Genomic DNA, 22,365 nt, shown 5'->3' with positions numbered 1-22,365 from the left:
TGAACAAAAGCGAAATACACTTGTTTGGCGTTTCCAAACAGCAGTAATCCCTGAAAGGCTTTGGTAAGCTCTATCCCACAAAAAGAACAACGGGAGACTTTACTATGGCTAAGCGCTCACGAGTACAGACAGAGCAAACCATCAATCAGATTATGGATGAAGCGTTAAGACAAATTTTGACTATTGGCTTTGAGACGATGTCTTATACCACGTTATCTGAAGCAACGGGGATTAGCCGCACTGGTATTAGTCATCACTTTCCGCGTAAAAACGACTTCTTAATCCGTTTAGATAGTCGTATTGGCAATTTATTTGTTGCAGCGCTCGATTTTTCTAGCCAAGAAGCTTTAGAGGCCTCTTGGATGCAAGCGATGCAAGAAGAGCATTACCGCGCAGTGTTAAGATTATTCTTCAGCCTCTGTGGTGGCGCGAATAATGAAATTACCCTCTTCAGAGCGGTCAGCACAGCACGTCAGCAAGCCATTGCTGAATTAGGATTGGTCGGCGATCGCACCATCAATCACCTATTAGGCCGTACTGCGGTCATGCTGCTGTCAAATTTTGATGTTGCCAAAGCGGCATAATCAAAAATGAATTGCTATCAAAAGGAGCCTTGGGCTCCTTTTGGCTTTTTAGGGGGTAAATTAGCTCGCGATTGGGGGAGTGATATTTGCCTGCTTTAGCTTTTGTTGGCTAAGGTAAACGCCAATTGCCATAAAAGTAAGGGCGGCTGCAATCATTGCGCAGAGTGCATGATGGAATACCAAATGACTGATTAAAAAGGCCGGAATATCCTCTAGGCTATCGATAAGGAAGAGTTTTACGATAAGGCCGACATACAGCAGCAGATGCAATATCGCCCCACTGATAAAAAGCCGTCTAAATTTTTTGACCAGTAGGTCTGCAAGATTAATTTGGTAAAAACGGCAAAAAAGATAACCTCCAACGCCGATACCTATTGATATCCAACCCAGTCCTAATAACGACGTTTTGATTAATATTGCCGACAGAATAAATAATCCAAGCAGCATGAAGATCTCCGTTTATCAGAAGCGAGAAATTGCGCTGAGACTAGCTGAGCTGGCTTAAAAACGTGTGAAAACACATCCCTAAACAGGGGAAAAGATAAAGGGAGCCAAGTGGCTCCCTTTATGATTAACAAGCAAACTTAAGCATTACAGCGCTTTTAAAATCGCCTCAACGCTGGCCTTCGCATCGCCGAACAGCATTTGAGTATTATCTTTAAAGAACAGTGGGTTTTGTACACCCGCATAACCTGTGTTCATCGAGCGTTTAAAGCCAATCACGTTTTGCGCTTTCCACACTTCGAGCACTGGCATGCCCGCAATTGGGCTGCCCGGATCTTCCATCGCCGCAGGGTTCACCGTATCGTTGGCACCAATGACGAGCACTACGTCGGTATCGCTAAAGTCCTCGTTGATTTCGTCCATTTCGAGCACGATATCGTAGGGCACTTTGGCTTCAGCCAAGAGCACGTTCATATGGCCAGGTAAGCGACCCGCCACAGGGTGAATACCAAAGCGCACCTTCACGCCGCGATCACGCAGTTTTTGGGTGATTTCAGCTACAGGATATTGCGCCTGTGCCACTGCCATACCATAGCCTGGGGTGATGATGACAGAAGTCGCGTTTTTCAGCATGTCAGCCACATCTTCAGCGTTGGTTTCGCGGTATTCTCCCATTTCTTCATCGCCAGATGAGGCCACACCATCGGTACCAAATCCACCTGCGATAACAGAAATGAACGAGCGGTTCATCGCCTTACACATGATGTAAGACAGAATCGCACCCGATGAGCCCACGAGCGCACCTGTCACAATCAGCAGATCGTTTGACAGCATAAAGCCCGCTGCCGCTGCCGCCCAACCTGAGTAGGAGTTCAGCATTGAGACCACAACTGGCATGTCAGCACCGCCGATTGAAGCCACTAAATGCCAGCCAAAGGCGAAGGCGATAAGTGTCATCAACAGCAGGGCAGGCATAGTGCCACCGGTTTGCACGAAGTACACCAACAGGCCAAGCGATACCAATACCGCTGCGAGGTTCAGTTTATGGCGATGTGGCAACATCAAAGGTTTTGAAGAAATTAATCCGCGTAACTTACCGAAGGCCACGATAGAACCCGTGAAGGTTACTGCACCGATAAAGATCCCGAGGAATACTTCCACTAAGTGAATGTTGAGCATAGCGCCAGTTAAATGGGCTTTCTCGGCGGCTTTGGCCGCTTCGCTTAGCGCATCCTGCACCGCCGCTAAGGTGGAGTTGATATCTCCGCCAACGGCCACAACCACTTGCGATACTTGCTCTGGGTGTAGGTCGATAAAGCTGTTAAAGCCCACTAATACCGCTGCCATACCCACAAAGCTGTGGAGTACTGCGACCAGTTCGGGCATTTCCGTCATTTCGACTTTAAGTGCTAAACGCACGCCGATGGCACCACCAATCACCATGGCGACAATAATCCAGGCGACACCGCTGGTGTCAGGATTAAAAATGGTCGCCAGTAGGGCAATGGCCATACCTGTGATACCAAATAAATTGCCGTGTTTGGCCGTTTCTTGCTTCGACAATCCTGCGAGACTGAAGATAAAGAGCACGGCGGCAATAATGTAAGCTGCTGTTACCAGTCCTTGAGACACGTTATACCCCCTTAATCTTTACGGAACATCTTCAGCATGCGCTGAGTGACGGTAAAGCCGCCGAAGATGTTAATACTGGCGATCAGCACGGCGATAAACGCCAGCACAGTGACCAAGGTTGAACCTTGTCCAATTTGCAGCAAGGCGCCGACCACGATAATGCCCGAAATCGCGTTAGTCACTGACATTAAAGGCGTATGTAGTGAGTGGGATACGTTCCACACCACGTAATAGCCCACCACGCAGGACAGGACAAAAACCGTAAAGTGGGATAAGAACTCGGCCGGAGCAACCGAGGCAACCGCGGCAAAACCCGCAGCCCCAAGGGCGGCGAGAATATACTTAAGTTTGGATGGCTTTTTGTCCTCTGCCGCTTTGGCTTCGACCTTAGCCGCAGGTTTGGCGGGCGCGGCCGACACCGAAATCGCCGGTGGCGGGAAGGTCACTTCGCCAGCTTTGACCACTGTCATATTGCGCATGACCACATCATCGAAGTTGATGCTGGCGACGCCGTTTTTCTCTTTACACATTAACTTCATCAGGTTGACTAAGTTAGTTCCGTAAAGCTGTGAAGACTGCGCAGGTAGGCGGCCGGGAAGATCGGTAAAGCCGATGACTTTAACGCCATTCTCGGTCACAAACAGCTCGCTTGGCTGAGTGTATTCACAGTTACCGCCCGCTTGTGCGGCCATATCGACAATCACAGAGCCGGGCTTCATGCTGTCGACCATAGCCTTGGTGATGAGCTTAGGTGCTGGGCGGCCTGGGATCAGCGCTGTGGTAATGATGATATCGACTTCTTTGGCTTGCTCGGCAAACAGTGCCATTTCGGCGGCGATAAACTCGTCCGACATGGTTTTAGCGTAACCGTCCGATGAGCTGCCATCTTCATTGGTGAAGTCCAGTTTAAGGAACTGGCCACCCATGGATTCGATTTGTTCGGCCACTTCTAAGCGTGTGTCGAAGGCGCGTACTATGGCGCCTAACGAACCTGCGGTACCAATGGCGGCAAGACCCGCCACACCGGCACCAATCACCAGCACTTTTGCTGGAGGAACCTTACCCGCGGCGGTAATTTGTCCGGTAAAGAAACGGCCAAAGTGGTGCGCGGCTTCAACAACGGCGCGATAACCGCCGATATTGGCCATAGAGGAGAGAGCATCGAGGGATTGGGCACGGGAAATACGTGGCACCATGTCCATCGCCATCACATTGATGTTGCGTTTAGACAGTTTCTCGACCAACTCTGGATTTTGAGCGGGCCAGATAAAGCTGATTAAGGTCGCGCCTTCTTTAATTTGCGCAATTTCAGCATCGGTCGGTGCATTGACTTTAAAAATCAGATCCGCTTGCCAAACCTCTGCCGTGATCTTCGCCCCAGCGGCTTCAAAAGCGGCATCGTCAAAGCTAGACAGTAAGCCAGCATTGGCCTCAACAACAACTTCAAAGCCGAGCTTTTTAAGTTGTTCGACGGTGGCAGGGGTCGCGGCGACCCGAGTCTCACCGGCGAGACTCTCTCTCGGTATTCCAATCTGCATGATTACTCCCTGGTGGTTTATATAATCGTTCCGCCTGAGTGCTTCCCCTGAGCTAAACCTAGGTAGGGCTAGGCCGCGGTAAGAATGGACTCGTTTATTCAGTTGTGACAGTTAGCGCATTCAATCTTGGTATGAAATTTGTGCTTGAAAACAAACTTCTTTGCGAGCAACAGAGGTCACTGTACAGCAGGCTCGTCACCATTGTGGCAATACTTTGGTTTGACACAAGCGCATATTGCTCAAGCTGGCCGTTTCTGAACTGGTCGTATCAAAAACTTTTAACCAGTGCACACTTTTGTAGCTTAAATTTTGCGCTTTGTATATTCCAAAATGGAATTAAAAATCAAATATTATTCTTTTTTGCTTTTCTAAAACCACGTTAATCTGCAGGACATTACACTGTCATAGGGCCGTCTCATGTTGTTAAAAGAACTTTCATCACTGGCTTCACCCCTGTCGCAACCGCAGGTCGAAAAGCTGAAACAACTCACCGCTGAATTAAACGCGGTGCAACTTGCTTGGGTGAGCGGTTATTTAGCCGCAACGGCTAATGCGGGCAATCAGGCTCAGCTCGCGCCCGTATCCGACGCTCAGGCGGCGCAGACAGTGACCATTCTTTATGGCAGTCAAACTGGCAATGGCCGTGGTATTGCTAAAGCTTTGGCCGATAAGGCAAAGGCACAGGGCTATAGTGTGAATTTAGCCTCTATGGGTGAATATAATGTGCGCCAACTCAAGCAAGAAACCTTGCTATTGCTGGTGGTCAGTACCCATGGTGAAGGTGAAGCGCCGGATGATGCGATTGAATTACATAAATTTTTAGCATCGAAACGTGCACCTCAATTAAACAACCTGCATTACTCTGTGTTGGCGCTGGGCGATTCGAGCTATGAGTTCTTCTGCCAGACAGGTAAAGACTTTGATGCGCGGCTTTCGGCGTTAGGCGCTAAAGCCTTATTGCCGTTGGTTGAGTGTGATGTGGACTATGAGGCTGCGGCCGGACAGTGGCACGCCGATGTGCTTACTGCGGTGAAGCCACTTATTCAAACCACGGCTAAGGTGGTGGCGCTCAATGATACCGGCTCGGCACAAGTTGCCAGCGAGAGCGAATTTACTAAGCAACACCCTTACAGTGCAGAAGTGTTGGTGAGCCAGAAGATCACTGGACGTGGTTCAGACCGAGACGTACGCCACGTTGAAATCGATTTAGGCGAGTCAGGACTGCGTTACGAAGTCGGTGATGCCCTTGGGGTGTGGTTTAGCAATAGCGACACCTTAGTCGATGAAATTTTAGCGGGCTTAGGGTTAGCGGCCGATACCAAGGTGACTGTCGCTAATGAATCCATCAGCCTCAAACAAGCCTTAATCGAGAAGAAAGAGCTGACACAGTTATATCCTGGTTTAGTCAAAGCCTGGGCCGAGTTGTCCGCTAGCCCTGAGCTACTTGCACTGAGCGAAGATAAAGAACAGGTTCGCCAGTTTATCTTACATCATCAATTTGCAGACTTAGTGGCTAATTACAAGCTCAAGCCTGACGCTAATCTCGATGCAAACAAGTTAGTGGAGCTATTACGCCCATTAACACCGAGACTCTACTCCATCGCCTCGAGCCAAAGTGAGGTCGATACTGAAGTGCATCTCACCGTGGCCTTAGTGGAGGATGAGCATCAAGGGCAAACGCGTTTTGGCGGTGCTTCTCACTTCTTAGCCTCGGCACAGGAAGGTGCCGAAGTAAAAGTGTATGTTGAACCGAACAAGCATTTCCGTTTACCTGAAGATCCACAAACGCCAGTCATCATGATTGGTCCTGGCACAGGGGTTGCGCCGTTTCGCGCCTTTATGCAGGAGCGCGTGGCGCAAGGCGCTGAGGGCGATAGCTGGTTATTCTTCGGCAACCCGCATTTTGAGCAGGACTTCCTGTATCAAACCGAGTGGCAACAGTATCTGAAAAACGGCGATTTAACCCGTATCGATGTAGCATTTTCGCGGGATCAAGCCCATAAGATTTACGTGCAGCACCGTATTAAAGAACAGGGGCAAGCCCTGTGGCAATGGCTGCAAAATGGCGCACATCTCTATATCTGCGGTGATGCGGAGCGAATGGCTAAGGACGTGCACCAAGCCTTACTTGAGGTTGCGGTGGAGTTTGGCGGACTGTCGAGCGAGGCGGCGGAAGAATATTTTGAGACCCTGCGCAGTCATAAACGTTACCAAAAAGACGTGTACTAATTAATCGATCCCAAAGATAGAGAGCAGTATCCACTGAGATACTGCCACCGAACGAATTTTAAGAGGCAGTTGCCATGAGTGAGCAAAAGTTAGCATTAAACGAATACCTAAAGACCGACAGTGATTATCTGCGTGGCACTATTAAAGAGGGATTAGATTCCTCTGTAACGGGCAGTTTTAGCGATGGCGATCAGCAATTGATCAAATTCCACGGCTTCTATCAGCAGGATGACCGCGATTTACGTAACGAGCGTAAAGAGCAAAAACTCGAGCCTTTATATAGCTTTATGTTACGTGCTCGCGTGCCAGGCGGTGTGTGTACACCTAAGCAATGGTTAGGTGTGGATGAAATTGCCTCGACGCTCACCAGCTCTAACAGCATTCGTTTAACCACACGTCAGACATTCCAATACCACGGTATTCCAAAGCGTAACCTCAAGACCATTATTCAAGGCTTGGACCGTGAGGCGCTCGATTCTATCGCCGCCTGTGGTGACGTTAACCGTAACGTGATGTGTAACCCGAATCCGGTCGAATCTAAACTGCATGCGCAGGCCTATGAAGTCGCGAAAAAGCTGTCTGATCACCTGCTGCCCCACACTCGTGCCTACGCCGAGATTTGGTTAGACGAAGAGAAGTTGCTGACCACAGAAGACGAAACCGTTGAACCTGTGTATGGCAAGACCTACTTGCCACGTAAGTTTAAGATGGCCGTTGCCGTACCGCCGGATAACGATGTTGATGTCTACACTAACGACTTAGGCTTTATTGCTGTGGCCGAAAATGGCGAATTAGTCGGTTTTAACCTGACCGCTGGCGGCGGCATGGGCTCGACCCACGGTGAAGTCGAAACCTTTCCGCGCTTGGCCGATGACTTTGGCTTTATCAAAACTGAAGACGTGATGAAGTTTGCCGAAGCTGTGATGACAGTGCAGCGTGATTGGGGTAATCGTACCAACCGTAAGCGTTCGCGCCTGAAATACACCATCGTCGACCATGGCTATGAGAAGTTTAAGGCCGAAGTGGAAGCAAGAGCTGGCGTCAAATTTGAACCTAAGCGTGATGTAGTGATTGGCGATCGCGGCGATCGTTACGGCTGGGTCGAAGGTGTCGATGGTAAGTGGCATTTAACCCTGTTTATCGAAAGTGGCCGTATTAAAGACGTGCCTGGTAAGAGTTTACAAACCGGCATGCGTGAAATCGCGAAGATCCACAAGGGCGATTTCCGCATGACGTCAAACCAGAATATGATTATTGCTGGTGTGGCTCCCGAGGATAAAGCAACCATCGAAGGCCTTGCCCGTAAACACGGTTTACTCGGCCAAGTGCTGACCCAAACTCGCGGTCATTCGATTGCCTGTGTGGCCTTGCCAACCTGTCCATTGGCGATGGCGGAAGCAGAGCGTTATTTCCCTGAGTTTATCGACCATATCGATGCGCTGCAGGCTAAAAATGGTATTAGCGATCAAGCCATAGTGGTGCGTATGACCGGCTGTCCAAACGGTTGTGCGCGCCCATTTGCCGCCGAAATCGGCTTAGTGGGTAAGGCGCCGGGTCGCTATAACCTGTATCTCGGGGCCAACTTCGAAGGTACTCGCCTGAATAAGATGTACAGAGAGAATATCCAAGAGGCTGAAATTCTCGCTGAATTGGATGCATTATTTGCCCGCTACGCGGTTGAGCGTAATGCAGGCGAAACCTTTGGTAACTTCACCGTCCGCACGGGCGTAGTGAAGGCGGTAATCGATGCCGCTAAGGATTTCCATGGCTGATCTTGATTCTGGGGTAACGGGTTCCGGCTTGCCGAACGCGTTGCAGAGCGTGGTAAGTCACAGCGAACTTAAAGCGCTGCTAATGGCACCTAAGGATGTGCAGCAAGCGGAACTGGAGCGCATTAATCGCTTCTTGGCCGGATTGACGGCTCAAGAGCGAGTGCTCTGGGGCTTAGCCTATCTGCCGGGTAATCACGCGCTGTCATCCAGTTTTGGGATCCAGGCGGCGGTGATGCTGCATATGGTGAGTCAGGTGCAATCGGATATTCCGGTGATCTTAACGGATACTGGCTACCTCTTTCCTGAAACATATCAGTTTATTGACCAGCTTACCGAGCGTTTATCCTTAAACCTTAAGGTTTACCAAGCGCCGATGACCTCTGCATGGCAGGAAGCGCGTTTTGGCAAGTTGTGGGAGCAGGGCTTAGAGGGTCTTGAACGCTACAATCGCCTCAATAAAGTGGAGCCGATGCAACGTGCCTTGGCGGAACTTGAAGTCGGTACTTGGTTTGCGGGACTGCGCCGCAGTCAGTCGAGCACTCGCGAAGAGTTACCGATATTGGCTATCCACGGAACTCGCTTTAAGCTGCTGCCGATTATCGAGTGGTCGAACAAAGATGTGCACCTGTATCTGACACAATTTGACTTGCCTTACCATCCTCTATGGGATCAAGGTTATGTTTCTGTTGGGGATACTCATTCGAGTAAACCCTTAGAATTAGGGATGACTGAAGAAGAAACCCGCTTTAATGGCTTAAAACGCGAATGCGGTTTGCATTACGAAATATAACCATCTATTTGATTAAATAGAAAAATGCCACAGTATTCCCTGTGGCATTTTTTATTTTATGCCGCCAAAAGAATGTTTTGCTTAATTTTGCAGCGCTTTTGCCGTTAAAGTGTTTTGAGTGTCATTCTGGCGTCATTAAAGTCAGATAAAGTTTGTTTTCATAGACTTAGATTAGGCTTTTTCACCGAGAATAAAATTTTTGTACATTTTTACTCACAGAGTTATGCACATTAGAATGTTCTGAGCTATATTACAAAGTTCCCGTAGATGGTTTTGAGGGAGTTTACTGCGCAGATATACCTTAGTCGGTATTTTGCCAAGTTAAGTTGTTGAATATCGTTATTTATGGGCTTAGTTTGCTGTGTAACGATATAACGAGACGGAAAACAGTCGCACTTCCAAAAGACCTTGCTCGCCGCCGCGAGTATCAAGCAGTTTGATTGACTTGCTAGCCCTAGTTAATCAGCCCATTTCACCTCGGTCAGCTGTGGTCAAAGCTGCCGAGGTTGAGCCAACATAGTTAACATCATTTATTTCGCTAATTCATCAATTCAGCTCGGTTTTTGGCGCTGTTTATGACAATATTATCATCAACTTACACTGTGCTATTTTATGCTGAGTGGCTAATGCTGCCGCAAACGGCCCCTTTGATGGAATTATTGATGAGGATTACTGGATGACCGCCCCTATGTATGCCATGCGCGATCATGTCAATCGTCCTCTAGGGAACAAATCCAATCGCCCAGCGCCCAAGCCCAAAGCGCGTGGCCTTAAGCGAATAGTCGCTTGGTTCGTTAAACTTATCTTGGGCTTATTACTCGCCTCCATTTTTAGCGTGGTGCTACTGCGTTTTATTGACCCGCCTATGTGGACTTGGCGGATTGAACGGGCAATATTTCCGCCCGCGCCGATTACTGAGGTTAGGCATCAATGGTGCTCACTCGAGCAAATTTCCCCTGAGTTACAATTAGCCGTGATTGCCGCAGAGGATCAAAAGTTTGCCAGCCACACGGGGTTTGACTTAGCCGCGATAAGTTCGGCCATTGAATACAACCAAAAGGGCAACAAGGTTCGCGGTGCGAGTACCTTAAGTCAGCAAGCGGCGAAAAACCTGTTTATGTGGTCGAGCCGCAGTTTTATCCGCAAGGGAATTGAGGCCTGGTTTACCCTGTTAATGGAATTGGTTTGGGATAAGTCGCGCATTCTCGAAGTGTATCTTAATATCGTCGAATTTGGCCCCGGAATATATGGCGCCGAAGCCGCATCGAAACATTATTTTGGTAAGAGTGCCGCCAAATTAACCCGTTATGAGGCGTCATTATTAGCTGCGGTATTGCCTAATCCTTGGCGATATAAAGTCTCGCCGCCTTCACCTTATGTTGAGCAGCGCTCCGCTTGGATCCGTAAGCAAATGCGCCAGTTAGGGGAAGTGACGCTCAACCGTGTTCATCAGGCCGATTAACGAATAAATAAGGCGATAACTTTTGTCTTATTAATATGCCATGTGCTTTATCGTTAATATGAACTTTATCCTCAAGATGAATTAGGCTCTGAATGTAAATTTCATTTAGTTTGCTAAACGAATTTGTCTTAATCGTGCAGCTTGATTCGCATCCTAGGTTAATTAATGGTAAATTAGCGCACGAATTTCCCCTTCAAATACACTCAGTCCTTTGGCTATTCCCCTCGCTAATTTTTAGCTTGTGTCGGATGTTGGTTTGCCATGACGCGTGTAAAAAGGAATGACAATAGGTCAGTATTTAAATACCGGAGGCTAATGCTTTCGGTATTATTTTTATCACTTTGACGATGATTAAATGGAGTTTTAGATGAAGAAGATTGTTATTGCTGCGGCAATTATTGCAGCGGGAGCAGGTGCTTATTGGTATACTCAGCATGGAACTAGCTCGAGTGCTTCGGCCAATCCTTTGCTTGATTATATCCCTGCCGACACCCCAGTATTTTCAGGTCAGTTAAAACCTTTCCCACTGAAAAACTACCTGCAATCTATTTCTGGTAATTACCAGCAATACTCTACGGATTCGTTGGCCGAATTAGGCGAATTAGATAGCCCTATGGCCAAGTTCTTTGTCAGCATCTATACGCAGTATATGGATGGGATAAAAAATCCAACCCAATTGCTTAAGACCTTTGGTTTACCAAATGAAGTCGAGCCTTTTTTCTATACCTTGGGCGTGATCCCCGTACTTAAAACCAATGTGGATCAAATCGATGCATTTTGGGCAGTCTTGGATAAAGCCGAGAAAGACAGCGGTTTCACCCATGAGAAGCGCACCCTAGCGGGCGTTGATTATCGTGCTTATTCACTCGCTGAAGAAGGTTCTACTGAGAAGGTTGACCTTTTATTTGCCCATAAAGATGGCATCTTAACTGTGACCTTGTCTGGCACAACGATTGAGCCAGAAATCTTAGAAATGGCCTTTGGATTAAAGAAACCGACTCAATCCTTAGCCGCTTCAGGCATGCTGAAAGACATCATTAAAACCCATGGTTTTATGGAAGATAGCATCAGCTTTATCAACCACGTTGAGATTGTTAAAGCGATTACCTCTCCCGATGGCAATATGCTAGGCAAACAGCTTACTCAATTCATGGCGGAAGAAAGCCAAGGTGAAGATCCGTTAGCGGAAATCCGTACTCCTGAATGTAAAACTGAGCTAACCGCCATTGCTGCTAACTGGCCTCGTACTGTTGCGGGATTAACCGCATTTAGTTCGACCGAAAAAGAAAGCCATATGGCGGCCTCTTTTGTGGTTGAAAGCAAAAATCAGGCAATCTTAACCGCATTGCAAAAAATGCGCGGCTACATTCCAACCCACCTAGCTGACATTAACAGTACTATCTTCTCGATGGGGCTGGGGATTGACGTTAACGAAGTTGCGCCTTCACTGACGGCGATTTGGGACGATCTGCAAAAGCCGCAGTTAACCTGTGCACCGCTTGCCGAGTTGCAAGCTGAATTAAGCCAACAGAGCCCTGCGATGTTAGGTATGTTTACCGGCATGGCTAACGGCGTTAAAGGTTTGAGCCTGTCATTGCTCGATTATAAGATGAGCACACAAGACCAAGAGCCCAAGCTTGAAAGCTTAGATGCCTTAGTGAGCTTAACGGCTGATAATCCTTCAATGCTGTTCAATATGGTGAAACCTTTTGCACCTATGCTGGCTGAACTGCAAGTTGCGGATAATGGCGAGCCTACCGACTTATCACCACTGTTAATGTTGCCGCCTGAGATGAACATCAAGCCGATGCTGGCGATTAAGGGACAACATTTAGTGGTTTACTCTGGCGACAAGGGCTTAGCGTTAGCCAATAAACTGGCAGGCGAAAAGCCATCGGCCAATGGGCTGTACAGCATGTCGGCTGACTACGGTAAGATGTTTACCCCAGTGCTGACCCTGTTAGAACTGACTGGCGAGCCGATTCCTGAAGAGCTGCAAATGCTGAAAGATTACAATATGCGCGTGCAAATGAGCTTCGATGTGAACAAACAGGGCATAGTGTTTGGTTCTGTGATGAACTCAAAAGCGAGCGAGAAGAAGTAAGCTTGATACCTTAGAGTGTTAATCGAAAAGCCAGCAGATTGCTGGCTTTTTTGTTAATTGGCTTGCGCTAACTTAGGTTGAGAACCGAGAGGCGTGTCTATGGATTTCGGTTTCGCAGCGCGCACTAAACTGACCAGCCCTTGCCATTCAATATCGCTGTTCTGTGGCAGCCAAATATCAGGCTCAGTGCCTTTTCCTGAAAGCAGTTCGCCTGCGGCGTCATAGGTAAGTGAGCTGCTAAAGCGAACATCTAAGTCACTGTTAGGTAAGGTGAGTTGGTATTGTCTGGCAAAATCCCCCGAGGTTTTTTCGCCAATCAGATTCACCCTAGACCAAGCTTTAGTGCGGTAGGCTATCCACTCGCATTCCTGTTTACACAAAGGACTGACAAGCAGCGCAAGGCGATTATTGCCTTCGGCTACAACTTCGGGTTTTGTGCGAACAAACCAAGGGCTAAATCGGTTTTCATCTATGCTTGGCAGACGCCTCGTTAACACCTTAAGTCGAGGCGAGCTGAGTTCCAGTGCCTCGAGCGGCCTAAAATTTAGGGGCCTTAAATAATCATTCCTCAGTTCTGGCGAGCGGCGGTAGTGAGCAAATCCCATGATTTGTTCAACCGCCGAGTGATACTGGCTAGTATTGGGCTGCATATCTTGATAACGCGACAACATGGTCAGTAATTTAGGACTAAAGCCCCTCGCTTGCCTCAAATCGACAATCAACAATGGTTGCTCCATGCCTTGGCGTAGGGCGTCTTGTTGTCTTTTATCGAGTTCAAAGGCATAGAGATCATCAATCTTGAGCCGTGCTGTCGTCGGATTAATCTGCTCTAATGAATAATCAGGCCTGATTGGCGCCGTCGGGGCCAAATTATCGAGTTGAGTGATCAGGCTTTCAAAACTCAGCTCAGTCTCATCCTCAATCGGTTTAACTATGGTTTTCGATGGTTGCGGCAGGGCGATAGTCACTTGCGTGGTCTGCAAATCATCATTAATTAAGCTTATCAGCACATGGGGCTTGATGCTTAAGCCTAAGTCCTCCCGCAGCAAATTGAGTCGCTTGAGCCAAATCAGCTGCATCTCTTGACTATTTTTTGCAGGCTCAGATAAATACGCTTGGCTGGCCGAAATCCATTTGCTTAAGGGAATGCCATCGATATGGGTAATAAAGGGAAAATCGGCGCTGATGGGATTATTTTGGCTGTCCAAGGCGAGCCATTGCTCGTTGACGGGCCTGAGTGTTAAGGGCAGTTCGCCGCTGCTATTTTCGACTTTCGCAACCTGTGTCCCAGGGTCTTTTAAGGTATTAAGTAGTTTTGTGAGTTCGGCGGCGAAGCGCTCTTTAGGTACAACATCTTGATATTGTGCTGTGATTAACCCTGCCAGTCGTTTGATCTGCTGCTCATTGGTCTGTGGATCTAGTGCGTAAAATGCCGAGTGTTGCTCAATTTGGTCAAACAGAATATAGAGATCTTGGCGAATATCTTTGGTCGTTAGCGTGGGTTGTGCTTTTTCAGGAATAGCGAAAAACGCGAGCCTGATAAGGCTCGCGCAAATAATCACGCCCAGCAAACTAACGACAGTGCGATAGCTAAAATTCATATTCCTCCATGACAACTTACTTTTACTGCTAAAAAGGTGTGCGACTATCGATGTAAATGTCTATTTTGGCAATATAAATCACCAGAGCGCACCTTTTGCTCGTGTCCATTTGAGCAATTTAACAGCAGTTCTCATCAGTCAGCATAGAATTATGGCTATTTTTTGTGCCTTGTCACGGTTAAGAGACTAGAGAATATCGTTTAGGGAAACGCCAATACCAATACGTTGATTATGATGGTTATAGTCGATAAGGCTCTCACCATATCCGTTAAAATATTGAGTATAAAGGCGTAAATTGCCGATTATCGGGTAGCTCCAAGTAAATTCTGCCGAGCCTCGGTCAATATCTTTAAAGTTGGTTTTTAGGGTGAGGGTGAATCTATGGTCATCGATGCCATAAACCCCTACAAACTCAGCTTTACCTATGTATTCATCGATGTCAGGGTTATCGTCGCCACGGGGTTGATGGATATCGGTTTTTTCATCCTCAGGAATACGCCACCACACCTTAGTGGCAAAGGCCAATGGACCGGCATCAAAAATCATAGTGCCATAGATGCGATTCCAACTTCGGGATAGTAACCCTGACCTACCATTCGATTGATGTACCGCACCAAAGCCCCAGAAGGAGTTGGTCACGCTGCCGATTTTCCAGTCATTGTTAAACAGCATAAAGATTTCGGGTTCGTGGTTAGTTTCACGGAACGGGGAAGAAATATCCTTGTTATACAGCTGCCAATAGGATTGGTTTGTGTAGGCAAAAAACAGGTGGCCATTGTCGCCAAAGACGTTATACCAAAGAGGAAATTTAAAGCTTATCTGGAACTTAGCTTCCATTTCGTCCAGGGTATAGTCGTTTTCGGCCGCATCTTGGGCGAAGGGCGCCATATTGGGATCGGGATTGTAGGTGGCGGGTAAAATGTAATTCACTTTATGCGGCGTGATCACGAAGGGACGTTCTGAGGTGGCTAGCTCGTCCTGTACTCTTCCTTCAACAAGGGATTCTTCCGCTTGAAGTCCAGTACAAGTTAACAGCCCAATTAATGCGATACCTTTATAAAATAGGGACATCGGCCCTCCTTGATGTGTCTGTTTGCCTTACGCTTTCTCGTTGTTTGCCCAGCTTAACATTAGTTTGTGGATCTATTGTGAGAAACCCTGCCATTTGCCCAACTTGGTTATGGCGATATTGAACCTATTTTCGTGATCTAAAGAAGCAACTAAGTAGAATTTTTAGCAATAACATAGTGCGGTTATGTGACTTTATGCAAGTTTTGATTGCCGGAAAATCAGCCTTGAAATATTGATTTATCCTTTTATTTCAACTATTTAAATTATTTTTAGGCCTGTAGCGCTTTTGCCGCCCTCAAGTATAGTGAATTGGCTTGATTCTAAGCCCTGTTTTTATTTCTTTTTGATATAACAATTAATGATTTTATATTTATTAAGGAATATAACTAGAGCTATATTGCAACACATTGATCTCATATCGGGGAATGTGATGGAAATTTTATCTTTACTGGGCCAAGGGGCGAAGGGCAAAGTCTGGCTAGTTGGCGCGGGCCCCGGAGACGTGGAGCTATTAACCCTCAAGGCTTGGCGCATTCTCAAGTCAGCCGACGCTGTGCTATACGATGCGCTCGTCAGCCAAGATATCCTCGATTTGATCCCCAAAGATGCAGAGAAGATTGCCGTTGGCAAACGTGCTGGTAAACATAGTGCTGCGCAGGATGAAATTAATCAGTTACTGGTGACGAAAGCTTATACCCGTAAAAACGTGGTACGCCTCAAGGGCGGCGATCCCTTTATTTTTGGCCGCGGTGGTGAAGAGTTACAAACCTTAGTTGAAGCGGGCGTCGAATTTGAAGTGGTTCCTGGTATTACCGCCGCCAGCGGCACTTCGGCCTATGCGGGCATTCCATTAACTCACAGGGATTATGCCCAAGGGGTGACCTTTATCACTGGTCATTGTCAGCTCGAAAGCCGTCCGATGGACTGGCAAGGTTACGCTAATCCAAACAATACCTTAGTTGTGTATATGGGAATTTTAAATGCGGGCATTATTCGTCAAGGATTAATCGATGCTGGCCGTAGCCCACAAACCCCAGTGGCGATTGTCTCTAAGGCGACCACTCAGTCGCAGCAGTGTTTTATTGGTCAATTAGATTCACTCGAGCAGCTCGCGGCCAATCCGCAATTGCAAATGCCCGCCCTGATGATTATTGGCGAAGTGGTTGCGTTAGCTGACAGCTTAAATTGGTTCCAACCTAAGGGCGAGTCCGCACCCGATACCGCGGATGCCGCCAAGATTGTGGCAAAAGTTTAGTTAAATCAGATTTTTTAGAAATAGTTAAGTTAAATCCAGCTGCCTTTTGCAGCCCATTTTAGGTAAACGGAGAAGAGTATGGCCGGGCGTGAATTAAGCCACTTACAACAACTGGAAGCCGAAAGCATTCAGATCATTCGTGAAGTCGCTGCCGAATTCGACAATCCAGTAATGTTGTATTCCATCGGAAAAGATTCTTCGGTGATGTTACACCTTGCGCGTAAAGCCTTTTATCCCGGCAAGATCCCATTCCCCTTGCTGCACGTGGATACGGGCTGGAAATTCAAAGAGATGATCGCCTTTCGTGATGCGCAGGCGAAAAAGTTTGGTTTTGAATTATTAACCCACACCAACCCCGAAGGCGTTGCCCAAGGGATTAATCCCTTCGATCATGGCAGTGCCAAGCACACTGACATCATGAAAACCCAAGGCTTAAAACAAGCCTTAAACCAATATGGTTTCGATGCCGCATTCGGTGGTGCGCGACGCGATGAGGAAAAGTCCCGCGCGAAGGAGCGAGTGTATTCGTTCCGCGATCGTCACCACAGATGGGATCCCAAGAATCAACGCCCCGAGCTGTGGCGCACCTATAACGGCGCGGTTAATAAGGGCGAAAGTATTCGTGTCTTCCCGTTATCTAACTGGACTGAACTCGATATTTGGCAATATATCTATCAAGAAAACATTGAGTTAGTGCCACTGTATTTTGCCGCCGAGCGCCCTGTGGTTGAGCGTGGCGGTCAGCTGATTATGGCCGACGATGAGCGTATGAAGCTTGAAGAAGGCGAAACCATCAAGCATGAAGTGGTGCGTTTTAGAACCTTAGGTTGTTATCCATTGACGGCGGCGATGCATTCGCAGGCGGATAATCTCGAAAAAATCATCGAAGAAATGCTGCTAACTCGCTCGAGCGAACGCCAAGGGCGATTGATTGACTCGGATCAGAGTGCATCGATGGAGCAGAAGAAACGCCAAGGTTATTTCTAAACCAAGGCATTTCGAGCGCAGGTTAGAGACAGATTAAACCGATTTTGTGAATGTCCCGATGAAGGCTTTTAGAGCAATCAAGTACCAGTGATTTCACGAACAGTTGAGCAAGATAAGAGTGAGATAAAGATGGATAAAGCGGTCAATAAAACCAATCGTATGGCGGCAGAAATTAGTCAGCACGGGGTAAAAGAATATCTAGCCCAGCAACAACATAAGGGTTTGTTGCGCTTTTTAACCTGCGGCAGCGTAGACGATGGCAAGAGCACCCTTATTGGCCGTTTACTGCATGACAGCGCGCAGATTTACGAAGACCAACTCGCCAGCTTAAAAAATGATAGCGCTAAGATGGGCACAACGGGCGAAGCCATCGACTTGGCTTTGCTGGTGGATGGTCTGCAAGCCGAGCGCGAGCAGGGCATTACTATCGATGTCGCTTATCGTTATTTTTCAAGCGATAAGCGTAAGTTTATTATCGCTGATACCCCAGGCCATGAGCAGTACACCCGTAATATGGCGACTGGTGCCTCAACCTGTGATCTAGCGGTGATCTTAGTGGATGCGCGTTACGGCGTGCAGACTCAAACTAAGCGTCATGCCTTTATTGCCTCTTTGCTGGGCATTCGCCACTTTGTGGTCGCGGTTAATAAGATGGATTTACTCGGGTTCGATGAGCAAGTATTCAATCGTATCCGTAATGATTTCAGTGAGTTCGTAAAATATTTTGGCGACTTAGATATTCACTTTGTGCCTTTATCGGCCCTCAATGGTGATAACGTGGTTGAGCCGAGTCTACATACGCCTTGGTATCAGGGTGGCACGCTGCTGGAGTTACTCGAAACCATTGATACCCAACGTGAACTTAGCGCCTTGCCTGTACGCTTCCCAGTGCAATATGTGTCGCGTCCAAATCTCGATTTTCGTGGTTTTGCCGGAACTTTAGCCTCTGGTGTCATCAAGGTGGGTGACGAGGTGGTTGCGCTGCCTTCGGGTAAGCGTAGCAAGGTTGAACGCATTGTGACCTTCGATGGCGATCTCGCCGAAGCGACTGCAGGGCAAGCCGTCACTATCACCTTAGAAGATGAAATCGATATTTCCCGCGGTGACTTACTGGCACTGCCAGAGAGTGCGCCACAGGTTGCCAATCAAATCGTGGCTGACCTAGTGTGGATGGATGAAAAACCATTACAACTCGGCCAGTTATACGACATTAAAGTTGCGGGTAAGAAGACCCAAGCCTCTGTTACGGCTATCGACTATGTGGTTGATGTGAACACGCTTGCGCGCAGCAACGCCGACACTTTAGGGCTCAATGCCATCGCCCGCGTGACCTTAGAGTTGACCGAAGATATCGTTTTCGATGCCTATTCTCTGGTACGTGATACTGGCGGCATGATCCTGATTGACCGTTTATCCAATGCTACTGTTGCGGCTGTGATGGTGGTATCGGGACAGCATGTGAACAAGCAAGCGTCTTCACAATTTAGCGCCTTTGAAATCGAGTTTAATGCGCTGGTGCGTAAGCACTTCCCACATTGGCAAGCGATCGATATTTCAAAGCTTGGAGCCTAATACGTGAGTGACTTGTGGCTATTAGCTATAGTGTTGTTTGGATTAGTGGCTGGCTTAATCGTCGGCCGCATTAATCCCGCTGTGTTGTTTTTATTTGCTTTTTTACTCTGTTACCTCCTAGGAATGGTATCACTCGACACGGCGCTAACTAGCTTTACCAACACAGGTTTAGTCACACTGGTGTTATTGGTGCTGGCGGCGACGGCACTGGAAAAAACCTCACTGCTGGGCAAGTTAAGCCAAGTGATTGGCAATAATTCGCTTGCGGTGACTATGGCAAAATTGGGGTTTTCGACGGCGCTGCTGTCCTCTTTTACCAATAACACCGCCGTCGTTGCATCTTTGATTGGGGTGGTGCGCCGTAATCAGGCCCACGCTCCGGCTAAGTTGTTGTTACCACTTAACTATGCGGCGATTCTGGGCGGTACGCTGACCTTAATCGGTACTTCCACTAACCTTATCGTCAACTCGTTTGTCGAGAATGCGGGCTTGCCTGCGCTGGGGTTCTTTGAGTTCACCCCTGTGGCCACGCTGATTGTGCTGTTAGGCATAGTGCTGCTGATTGTATTGGCCAATACCTTACCCGACAGGCGAGAGGATACGACTGAAGAAACACTGCCCTATCTGCTGGAAGCCCACGTGGCCAAAGGCTCGCCTTTAGTTGGGCGTAGCGTGGTGGATAACAAATTAAGAGCCCTGAAAAAGCTCTATTTAGTCGAGCTAGAGCGCAGCGGTATTTGTATTTGTCCGGTTCCGCCACAGTTAGTGTTACAGGCGGACGATGTGCTGCGTTTCAGTGGCGCGGTGGAGTCGGTGGAGCTGTTACATCAATTCGATGGCCTAGATTGGTTTGGCAAACATCAAGCCAAGGGGCAAAACCTAGTCGAAGCCGTGTTAGCTCCTTCATCGAGTCTAGTGGGCAGCAGCTTAAAGGAATCTCGTTTTCGCGAGCAGTTTGATGCGGCGGTTATGGCGATTCGTCGCGGTCATCATCCGTTAAAAGGTGGTTTGGGCGATATTGTTTTACAACCAGGCGATGTGTTGCTGCTGACGCCGGGGGATGGTTTTAGCACCAATGCTAAGCTGAGTACCGAATTTGCCGCCGTCAGCGGGCTCGATTTAAATGTGCGTTTAGACACTAAACGTAGTCGTATCGTGTTAGCCGGATTTGTGCTGACGATTGGCCTGAGTCTGGCGGGGATTTTACCCTTGGCAAAAGGATTGGTGTTATTACTGCTGAGCTACTTTGCCATTGGCGCCGTGACCTTATCTGAACTTAAGCGTCGTTTCCCGCTGGAATTAGTGGTGATAGTCGGCAGTGCTTTGGGGCTGGCGAACCTGATGATGAGCACAGGTCTTGCTGAGGGACTCGCTCAAGGCTTACTTGGTGCAATCAATGGTTATGGGGTATTTGGCGCCTTTGTGGGGGTCTATTTAGTCACCTTATTACTGACGGAACTCGTTACCAATAATGCCGCGGCGGCTTTGGCCTTTCCGATTGCCTATGCGGTGGCGCTGAATTATGGCGTTGATCCAAGGCCGTTTATTATGGCCGTGGTGTTTGGTGCCAGTGCCAGTTTTATTTCGCCCTACGGCTATCAAACTAACTTGATGGTGTTTAACGCGGGCAACTATCGTTTCAGTGACTTTTTGCGCTTAGGGCTACCGCTATCTGTGCTTTATTCCCTGATAGTGATTTTTATGGTGCCAGTCATCTTTCCGTTTTAATGATTTTTGTCTTAGGTTGTTACTCAACCTAAGGTTTGAGGAGTGTTTATGAGCAATATTGTGTGGCACCAACATAGTGTCGACCAAGCGGCCAGAGCCAAACTTAAGGGCCAAAATCCAGTGTTACTCTGGTTTACTGGGCTGTCTGGTGCGGGTAAGTCGACTTTAGCAGGGGCGCTTGAGCGCGCACTGTTTGAGGCAGGCTTTCACACTTATTTGCTCGATGGCGACAATGTACGCCATGGTTTGTGCAAGGATCTGGGTTTTAGCGTTGCCGATAGGGATGAAAACTTACGCCGTGTCGGCGAAGTGGCAAAACTTATGGTGGATGCGGGCTTAGTCGTACTATCGGCCTTTATCTCGCCGACCCGCGAGGAGCGCGATAGCATACGGGAACGTTTTCCTGAAGGTCAATTTATCGAAGTGCATGTGTCGACGCCGCTTAACATATGTGAGCAGCGCGATCCTAAGGGCTTGTATGTTAAGGCTCGCCGCGGTGAAATCAGCAATTTTACTGGCATTTCATCACCCTATGAGGCACCACTCTCTGCGGAGTTAACAATTGATACCAGCAAAGGGGATTTATCTTCCCAAGTCAGTGCATTGATTGATTATCTAACGGCGATAGGCGTTATTAATTCCAGTCGGTTAACCGCTTCGGCTTAGTCGTTAGCTTCTTCGCGATTATTGCTCAATTTTGAAATCCTTGGCAAACAGGGCTTGGAGTGCTTTGAGGTACTCATGGTCCTGTTTAGGCAAAACGAGTTGTGCCAGCTCATCGCCAATCGGCGTTAATCGATAGTAGCTAAACAGCAAGTTACCGCTCTTTGGGGTGAGCTTCATTTGGATACCGGGCATAGTGAGTTGGATCGGAGTTTTGCTATTCAGTAAACCGGTTTCGAACTCACTGCTGTGAAGGATCCCCGCATCGACCAAGGTAAGAATGCTCGAGTAGGGTAACCCAAATTGCGATAGTCCCAAGGTGATGGTCGTATGTTTGCGAAAATACTGCCCGAGTCCGCCAGTCAGTCGATAGCCGCTAATGAGTTTTAAGCGTTGTTCATTATTGACTTTGGCCGCCATACCCAAGGCCTTTTCGAGGATTTGTGCTTCTCTGTGGGTGAGTTGTTTGAGTAGCGCTAAGGTGCGTAGGCTAAAGTTGCCCGGATTGATAATTTCACTGGAGAGAATGCGTGCCCAAAGATCCTGCATCTTTCGATTGTGAATTTGTTCGGCCATCAGAAAAAATTGATGACTCCAGTCGGGATCGAGATCGACACCCGTAACATCCGATGGCGTATAGCTCAAGGCGAGGGCGAAAATGGTTTCAACATTGGCCTGGTATTGGCTGGCAAGTTTACGCTCCCTATGCTGCGCGCGCTCGGCAATAGAGGCATTGGCGGGACGATATTCTTGCTCGCTGGCAAGCCCGAGTTGGCGTCCGAGTAGCAGAGCCTTTTTACGGGCTGACACTTCCGCTGCGGGGGCTGCTTCATCCGCAAGCATTAAAATATCTGAATCCTTCATGCCTTAATCCTGTGACCTATTCGCTGTTGATATGCGGGATACTTATTTATTCCGCACATCAGCTTAGTC

Annotated in this window: 17 protein-coding genes; 11 read left to right on the top strand and 6 right to left on the bottom strand. The window is 48.0% G+C overall.

All coding sequences use genetic code 11. The features are described 5' to 3' along the window. Nucleotides 1-104 precede the first annotated feature (104 nt). On the top strand, nt 105-584 hold the full coding sequence (locus SHD_RS17955) for a TetR family transcriptional regulator (protein WP_023268431.1): 480 nt from the start codon (nt 105-107) through the stop codon (nt 582-584). Nucleotides 585-644: 60 nt separating this feature from the next. Here the strand turns inward: SHD_RS17955 and SHD_RS17950 are convergent, their stop codons facing one another. From SHD_RS17950 to SHD_RS17940, 3 genes are all read right to left on the bottom strand, one after another. Continuing rightward, nucleotides 645-1,031, bottom strand: a complete 387-nt coding sequence (locus tag SHD_RS17950; protein WP_023268430.1) for a hypothetical protein — start codon at nt 1,029-1,031, stop codon at nt 645-647. Between the two features lie 144 nt (nt 1,032-1,175). Next, on the bottom strand, nt 1,176-2,660 hold the full coding sequence (pntB, locus tag SHD_RS17945) for a Re/Si-specific NAD(P)(+) transhydrogenase subunit beta (protein WP_023268429.1): 1,485 nt from the start codon (nt 2,658-2,660) through the stop codon (nt 1,176-1,178). A gap of 11 nt (nt 2,661-2,671) precedes the next feature. After that, nucleotides 2,672-4,198, bottom strand: coding sequence for a Re/Si-specific NAD(P)(+) transhydrogenase subunit alpha (locus tag SHD_RS17940; protein WP_023268428.1), 1,527 nt, complete (start codon nt 4,196-4,198; stop codon nt 2,672-2,674). Between the two features lie 417 nt (nt 4,199-4,615). Here SHD_RS17940 and SHD_RS17935 point away from each other — a divergent pair, with 417 nt between their 5' ends. The 5 genes from SHD_RS17935 (at nt 4,616) to SHD_RS17915 (ending at nt 12,555) form a co-directional block, all read left to right on the top strand. Continuing rightward, nucleotides 4,616-6,427 carry an assimilatory sulfite reductase (NADPH) flavoprotein subunit gene (locus SHD_RS17935; protein WP_023268427.1) on the top strand — a complete coding sequence of 604 codons (1,812 nt, stop codon included), beginning with the start codon at nt 4,616-4,618 and terminating at the stop codon, nt 6,425-6,427. 74 nt (nt 6,428-6,501) lie between these two features. Then, on the top strand, nt 6,502-8,199 hold the full coding sequence (gene cysI, locus SHD_RS17930) for an assimilatory sulfite reductase (NADPH) hemoprotein subunit (protein ID WP_011625339.1): 1,698 nt from the start codon (nt 6,502-6,504) through the stop codon (nt 8,197-8,199). Then, on the top strand, nt 8,192-8,989 hold the full coding sequence (locus SHD_RS17925) for a phosphoadenylyl-sulfate reductase (protein WP_023268426.1): 798 nt from the start codon (nt 8,192-8,194) through the stop codon (nt 8,987-8,989). The genes cysI and SHD_RS17925 overlap by 8 nt, the downstream gene beginning before the upstream one ends. A 676-nt stretch (nt 8,990-9,665) precedes the next feature. Beyond that, nucleotides 9,666-10,451 carry a monofunctional biosynthetic peptidoglycan transglycosylase gene (gene mtgA / locus SHD_RS17920; RefSeq protein ID WP_039978646.1) on the top strand — a complete coding sequence of 262 codons (786 nt, stop codon included), beginning with the start codon at nt 9,666-9,668 and terminating at the stop codon, nt 10,449-10,451. A 367-nt stretch (nt 10,452-10,818) separates the two neighbouring features. After that, a complete protein-coding gene (locus SHD_RS17915; protein ID WP_023268424.1) occupies nt 10,819-12,555 on the top strand; it encodes a hypothetical protein in 1,737 nt (578 codons plus the stop codon). A 53-nt stretch (nt 12,556-12,608) separates the two neighbouring features. On the opposite strand, the gene SHD_RS17910 is transcribed toward SHD_RS17915, so the two are convergent. After that, nucleotides 12,609-14,156 carry a S41 family peptidase gene (locus tag SHD_RS17910; RefSeq protein ID WP_023268423.1) on the bottom strand — a complete coding sequence of 516 codons (1,548 nt, stop codon included), beginning with the start codon at nt 14,154-14,156 and terminating at the stop codon, nt 12,609-12,611. A 186-nt stretch (nt 14,157-14,342) separates the two neighbouring features. Further along, a complete protein-coding gene (locus SHD_RS17905; RefSeq protein WP_023268422.1) occupies nt 14,343-15,227 on the bottom strand; it encodes a phospholipase A in 885 nt (294 codons plus the stop codon). Between the two features lie 430 nt (nt 15,228-15,657). On the opposite strand from SHD_RS17905, the gene cobA reads away from it, so the two are divergent. From cobA to cysC, 5 genes are all read left to right on the top strand, one after another. Next, the gene (cobA, locus tag SHD_RS17900) at nt 15,658-16,482 is read left to right on the top strand and encodes a uroporphyrinogen-III C-methyltransferase (protein ID WP_023268421.1); all 825 of its coding nucleotides are present in this window, start codon (nt 15,658-15,660) and stop codon (nt 16,480-16,482) included. Nucleotides 16,483-16,560: 78 nt separating this feature from the next. Next, on the top strand, nt 16,561-17,469 hold the full coding sequence (gene cysD, locus SHD_RS17895) for a sulfate adenylyltransferase subunit CysD (protein ID WP_011623816.1): 909 nt from the start codon (nt 16,561-16,563) through the stop codon (nt 17,467-17,469). Nucleotides 17,470-17,598: 129 nt separating this feature from the next. After that, on the top strand, nt 17,599-19,041 hold the full coding sequence (cysN, locus tag SHD_RS17890; RefSeq protein ID WP_023268420.1) for a sulfate adenylyltransferase subunit CysN: 1,443 nt from the start codon (nt 17,599-17,601) through the stop codon (nt 19,039-19,041). 3 nt (nt 19,042-19,044) lie between these two features. Continuing rightward, nucleotides 19,045-20,769 carry an SLC13 family permease gene (locus SHD_RS17885; RefSeq protein WP_039978645.1) on the top strand — a complete coding sequence of 575 codons (1,725 nt, stop codon included), beginning with the start codon at nt 19,045-19,047 and terminating at the stop codon, nt 20,767-20,769. A gap of 48 nt (nt 20,770-20,817) precedes the next feature. Continuing rightward, nucleotides 20,818-21,435: an adenylyl-sulfate kinase gene (gene cysC, locus SHD_RS17880; RefSeq protein WP_023268418.1), complete on the top strand. Its 618-nt coding sequence runs from the start codon at nt 20,818-20,820 to the stop codon at nt 21,433-21,435. An 18-nt stretch (nt 21,436-21,453) separates the two neighbouring features. Here the strand turns inward: cysC and SHD_RS17875 are convergent, their stop codons facing one another. Next, nucleotides 21,454-22,296 (bottom strand): TIGR03899 family protein, encoded by an 843-nt coding sequence (locus tag SHD_RS17875; RefSeq protein ID WP_023268417.1) that lies wholly within the window; start codon nt 22,294-22,296, stop codon nt 21,454-21,456. Between the last annotated feature and the right edge of the window lie 69 nt (nt 22,297-22,365).

It is taken from the genome of Shewanella decolorationis S12 (assembly GCF_000485795.1).
GTDB lineage: Bacteria > Pseudomonadota > Gammaproteobacteria > Enterobacterales > Shewanellaceae > Shewanella > Shewanella decolorationis.
The sequence above is the reverse complement of the archived record's forward strand: the minus strand, read 5'-3'. Positions and strand labels throughout refer to the sequence as shown.